Raw genomic sequence first — 4,133 nt, forward strand, 5'->3', positions numbered from 1 at the left:
ACCCGCTGCAACGGCAGCGGCTTTGATCGTCATCACGGGCGGAAACCGTGGTCAGGCAGTCAGTTTCTTGCGCAACAATTCGGTCAATTGCGCCGGATTGGCTTTGCCCTTGGTGGCTTTCATGGCCTGGCCGATCAGCGCATTGATGGCCTGTTCCTTGCCGGAGCGGAACTCCGCCACCGACTTTTCATTGGCTGCCAGCACCTGATCGACGATGGCTTCCAGCGCGCCGCTGTCGGAAATCTGCTTGAGGCCCTTGGCGTCGATGATGTCGTCGGCCAGCGTGTCCTTGTCGGACTTGGCTTCCCACATGGCGGCGAAGACTTCCTTGGCGATCTTGTTGGAAATGGTGCCGTCGGCGATGCGCTTCAACAGCAGCGCAAACTGCACCGCGCTGACCGGCGCGGCGGCGATGTCGGTGTCTTCGCGGTTGAGCGTCGAGGCGACGTCGCCCATGAGCCAGTTGGCCGCGGGTTTGGCCTGCTCCTTGCCGGCGGCGGCGACCACTGCTTCGAAGTAGGACGCCATCGCCTTCGACTGCGTCAGCACGGCGGCGTCGTATTCGGTCAGCGCGTAATCGCCGACGAAACGTTCGCGCATCGCGCCCGGCAATTCCGGCATGGTGGCTTTCACGCGTGCGATCCACTCCTGCGCAATCACCAGCGGCGGCAGATCAGGGTCGGGGAAGTAGCGATAATCCTGGGCGTCTTCCTTGCTGCGCATCGAGCGCGTTTCCTTCTTGTCCGGATCGTACAGGCGGGTTTCCTGCACCACGGTGCCGCCGTCTTCGATCAGTTCGACCTGGCGGCGCACTTCGTAGTTGATCGCGTCTTCCATGAAGCGGAACGAGTTGAGATTCTTGATCTCGCAGCGGGTGCCGTATTCCTTCTGGCCGACCGGGCGCACCGAGACGTTGGCGTCGCAGCGGAACGAGCCTTCCTGCATGTTGCCGTCGCAGATGCCCAGCCACATCACCAGCGAATGCAGCGCCTTGGCGTAGGCCACGGCTTCGGCGGCGCTGCGCATGTCGGGTTCGGTGACGATTTCCAGCAGCGGCGTGCCGGCGCGGTTGAGGTCGATGCCGGTCATTCCCTGGTAGTCTTCATGCAGCGACTTGCCGGCGTCTTCTTCGAGATGGGCGCGGGTCAGTTGCAAGGTCTTGATTTCGGCCTTGCCGTCCTTCTCGAGCACGAAGGAAATCTTGCCGCCCTGGACCACCGGGATTTCAAACTGGCTGATCTGGTATCCCTTGGGCAGGTCGGGATAGAAATAATTTTTACGCGCGAACACCGAACGCGGCGCAATCGTCGCGCCGATGGCCAGGCCGAACTGGATGGCGCGTTCGACCGCGCCCTTGTTCAGCACCGGCAAGACGCCCGGCAAGGCCAGGTCGACCGGGCTGGCCTGGGTGTTGGGGGCGGAGCCGAACTGCGTCGACGAGCCGCTGAAAATTTTGGATTCGGTCGAAAGCTGCGTGTGCGTTTCCAGACCGATGACGACTTCCCACTGCATAATATTCCTCGCTGATTCTGTACTGTTTTACTTTGGCAAACGTCGCTCAGTCCGGCGCGCGCAGGTGCCAGTCGGTGACTTGCTGGTATTGGTGGGCGACGTTGAGCAGGCGTGCTTCATCGTAGTAGCTGCCGATGATTTGCAGGCCGACCGGACGCTGGCCGTTCTTTTCGCCCTGACCAAATCCGCACGGGATCGACATGCCCGGCAGGCCTGCCAGGCTCGTCGACAGCGTGAAAATGTCGGCCAGGTAGTTGGCTACCGGGTCGTCGGTCTTGTCGCCCAGGTCCCATGCCACGGTCGGCGAGACCGGTCCCATGATGACGTCGCACTTGCGGTCCGGGCCGGTCAGCGCGTTCTGGAAATCCTGCGCGATCAGGCGGCGGATTTTTTGCGCCTGCAGGTAGTACGCGTCGTAGTAACCGTGCGACAGCACATAGGCGCCGACCAGGATGCGGCGCTTCACTTCGTCGCCGAAACCTTCCGCGCGCGTCTTCTGGTACATGTCGGCGAGGTCCTTGTAATCGGCGGCGCGATGGCCGTAGCGCACGCCGTCGAAACGCGACAGGTTCGACGATGCTTCGGCCGGCGCGATCACGTAATACACGGGGATCGACAGCTCGGTTTTCGGCAGCGAAATGTCGACCAGCGTGGCGCCGAGTTTTTCGTATTCCGCGAGCGCGGTGCGTACGGCTTGTTCCACATCCGCAGCCAGGCCGGCGCCGAAGAACTCCTTCGGCACGCCGATGCGAAGACCCTTGATGCTGTCGTTCAGCGAGCGCGTGAAATCTTCCTTCGGGCGTTCGATGCTGGTCGAATCGCGCTGATCGAAACCGCTCATGGCGTTGAGCAGCAGGCCGCAGTCTTCGGCGGTCTTGGCGATCGGGCCGCCCTGGTCGAGCGACGAAGCAAACGCGATCATGCCGTAGCGCGAGACGCTGCCGTAAGTCGGCTTGATGCCGGTCACGCCGCACAGCGCCGACGGCTGGCGGATCGAGCCGCCGGTGTCGGTGCCGGTGGCGGCGGGCGCCAGGCGCGCAGCAATCGCGGCGGCCGAACCGCCGGACGAGCCGCCCGGCACGGCGCGCTTGTCCCACGGATTCTTCACGGCGCCGAAATAGGAATTCTCGTTGCCCGAACCCATCGCGAATTCGTCGCAGTTGAGCTTGCCCAATGTAACAGTACCGGCAGCGTTGAACTGTTCCACCACGGTGGCATCAAACGGGCTTACATAATTTTCCAGCATCTTCGAACCGGCCGTGGTGCGCCATCCGCGCGTCACGAACAAATCCTTGTGCGCGATCGGGATGCCGGTCAGCGGCGTGACATCACCATTGGCGATGCGGAGGTCGGCTTGGGCAGCCTGCTGCAAGGTCAGTTCGCGGTCGACGTGCAGGAAGGCGTTGAGGTCGCTCTGGCCGATGCGGTCGAGGAACAGCGTGGCCAGTTCGGCCGCGGAAATTTTCTTGGTCTGCAAGAGCGTCGACAGCTCTTTGATGGTCTTGGTATGCATGAAAAAAATGTCGTTTCAGGTTCGGTGAGGCTGAGGCGCCGAAGCAGCTTTCGGGCGCAGTGTTTTCGTGCGCAATGTCTGGCGCGCGGCGGCGTGATTTATTCGATGACCTTGGGCACCAGGTACAGGCCGTCCTGGGTCGCCGGCGCCGGTTGCTGGTAGGCCTCGCGCTGGTTGGTTTCGGTCACCGCGTCGTCGCGCAGGCGCAGCGACAGGTCGGGGGTCAGCGCCGCAATCGGATGGCTCAACGGCTCGATCCCCGTCGTATCCACGGCCCGCATCTGTTCCACCAGCGAAAAGATGCTGTTGAGTTTTTCCAGGGTTTGGCCGGCTTGTTCATCCGTCAATTCGAGACGGGACAGGTTGGCAATGCGTTTCACATCGGAAAGGGCAAGAGTCATGATAGGAAGGGGCGCGCCGGGCGCAAAAACTAATGTGTTGAAAAATCGGATCGCCATGATGGCAAATGCGCAGGCAAAAGCCCGCAAAAACGCAGAAAAATCTCTTATCAGGCAAGGATGGATGGCTATTTTGCCTGCTGGTTTCTCCCAAATTATAAGGTAGAATGTAGGACTAATGCCTTGCGGGCGCCGTATTTGTGTCGCCGCGGCTTAAAAAGACACCCCCACTTACCAAATGCAACGCGCGCGACTCTGGCGCATCAGGACAATTCATGTTTGGATTTTTACGCAGTTATTTCTCTAACGACCTCGCAATTGACCTCGGAACGGCAAACACACTGATTTACGTACGCGGTCAGGGCATCGTCCTCGACGAACCCTCCGTGGTCGCCATCCGCCAGCAGGGCGGTCCCAACGGCAAGAAGACCATCCAGGCGGTCGGCAAGGAAGCGAAACAGATGCTGGGCAAGGTTCCCGGCAACATCGAGGCGATCCGCCCGATGAAGGACGGCGTGATTGCCGATTTCACCGTCACCGAGCAGATGCTCAAGCAATTCATCCGCATGGTGCACGACTCCAAGCTGTTCCGTCCGTCCCCGCGCATCATCATCTGCGTACCGTGCGGCTCGACCCAGGTGGAACGCCGCGCGATCCGCGAATCGGCGCTCGGCGCGGCGCGCAGCAGTTGCACGTCGGTGCCCGGCGTC

At 61.5% G+C, this 4,133-nt stretch carries 4 protein-coding genes; 1 reads left to right on the forward strand and 3 read right to left on the reverse strand.

All coding sequences use genetic code 11. The features are described 5' to 3' along the window. Positions 1–51: 51 nt before the first annotated feature. The 3 genes from gatB to gatC all read right to left on the reverse strand — a co-directional run bounded on the left by gatB (position 52) and on the right by gatC (position 3,426). Positions 52–1,512: an Asp-tRNA(Asn)/Glu-tRNA(Gln) amidotransferase subunit GatB gene (gene gatB, locus HLUSI_RS0109665; RefSeq protein ID WP_016833780.1), complete on the reverse strand. Its 1,461-nt coding sequence runs from the start codon at positions 1,510–1,512 to the stop codon at positions 52–54. Between the two features lie 46 nt (positions 1,513–1,558). Continuing rightward, positions 1,559–3,025, reverse strand: coding sequence for an Asp-tRNA(Asn)/Glu-tRNA(Gln) amidotransferase subunit GatA (gene gatA, locus HLUSI_RS0109670; protein WP_016833781.1), 1,467 nt, complete (start codon positions 3,023–3,025; stop codon positions 1,559–1,561). A gap of 98 nt (positions 3,026–3,123) precedes the next feature. Next, positions 3,124–3,426 (reverse strand): Asp-tRNA(Asn)/Glu-tRNA(Gln) amidotransferase subunit GatC, encoded by a 303-nt coding sequence (gene gatC, locus HLUSI_RS0109675; RefSeq protein WP_029363334.1) that lies wholly within the window; start codon positions 3,424–3,426, stop codon positions 3,124–3,126. 272 nt (positions 3,427–3,698) lie between these two features. On the opposite strand from gatC, the gene HLUSI_RS0109680 reads away from it, so the two are divergent. Beyond that, positions 3,699–4,133 (forward strand): rod shape-determining protein (locus tag HLUSI_RS0109680; protein ID WP_016833783.1); only part of this gene is annotated, 435 nt, incomplete at its 3' end.

The sequence above is a fragment of the Herbaspirillum lusitanum P6-12 genome (assembly GCF_000256565.1).
Taxonomy (GTDB): domain Bacteria; phylum Pseudomonadota; class Gammaproteobacteria; order Burkholderiales; family Burkholderiaceae_D; genus Herbaspirillum; species Herbaspirillum lusitanum.